General features: G+C 38.5%; 5 tRNA genes. All 5 read left to right on the top strand.

The annotated features are described in order from the left end of the window. The first annotated feature begins 121 nt into the window (after positions 1-121). The 5 genes from HMPREF3045_RS09005 (at position 122) to HMPREF3045_RS09025 (ending at position 712) form a co-directional block, all read left to right on the top strand. Positions 122-197: transfer RNA gene (locus tag HMPREF3045_RS09005), tRNA-Val, on the top strand. A 32-nt stretch (positions 198-229) separates the two neighbouring features. Continuing rightward, positions 230-306: transfer RNA gene (locus HMPREF3045_RS09010), tRNA-Asp, on the top strand. A 50-nt stretch (positions 307-356) separates the two neighbouring features. Beyond that, positions 357-432 (top strand) — tRNA-Thr (locus tag HMPREF3045_RS09015). Between the two features lie 124 nt (positions 433-556). Further along, a tRNA-Gly gene (locus HMPREF3045_RS09020) sits at positions 557-631 on the top strand. A 7-nt stretch (positions 632-638) separates the two neighbouring features. Continuing rightward, a tRNA-Gly gene (locus HMPREF3045_RS09025) sits at positions 639-712 on the top strand. Positions 713-855: the final 143 nt, after the last annotated feature.

Consider the following 855-nt stretch of genomic DNA (forward strand, 5'->3'; position numbering starts at 1 on the left):
TCTTTCAGATTTTAAACCCTACATGGGACACGAAAACTTCATTTTTATATCAAGGTAGTTTTCGAGATAAATCATCCACTGGATAATTTATCGGATACAAATCCCAGTAGTGTTACCGAATGGAAGTATAGCTCAGTTGGGAGAGCATCTGCCTTACAAGCAGGGGGTCACAGGTTCGAGCCCTGTTACTTCCACCATAATATTTTTAATATTAGGCTGTTTTAATTATGGCTTAGTAGTTCAGCTGGTTAGAATGCCGCCCTGTCACGGCGGAGGTCGTGGGTTCGAGTCCCATCTAAGTCGCCAGATGCCTGTCCGGCTAATTAAGGACTTGGATTTCAATAGAGATCCAATGTGCTGATGTAGCTCAATTGGTAGAGCAATTGATTTGTAATCAATAGGTTGTAGGTTCAAGTCCTATCATCAGCTCCATATTAAGGTTTTCTTTTATATTATAAATTTTAACATTTATTTAAAATAGGAATTGTGGGTGCTTGCTAATTTAATTTTAAAGTTTATTTTAGCTTTCACTTTGTTATTTCCTTTTATATTATTTGCGGAAGTGGCTCAGTGGTAGAGTATCGCCTTGCCAAGGCGAGGGTCGCGGGTTCGAATCCCGTCTTCCGCTCCAATTTTATGCGGGTGTAGCTCAGTGGTAGAGCCCCAGCCTTCCAAGCTGGTTGCGAGGGTCCGATTCCCTTCACCCGCTCCATTTTTTATAAATTATTTTTATTTTTTAAAATTTTGTGGTATAATCTATATTACAGTAGGTAATGATAGTACCATATTATATTGTTAAGATATTAATAAACTTATATTTTTAATTATGCGCCTGTAGCTCAGCTGGATAGAGCA

The organism is Anaerococcus sp. HMSC075B03, assembly GCF_001815585.1.
GTDB lineage: Bacteria > Bacillota > Clostridia > Tissierellales > Peptoniphilaceae > Anaerococcus > Anaerococcus vaginalis.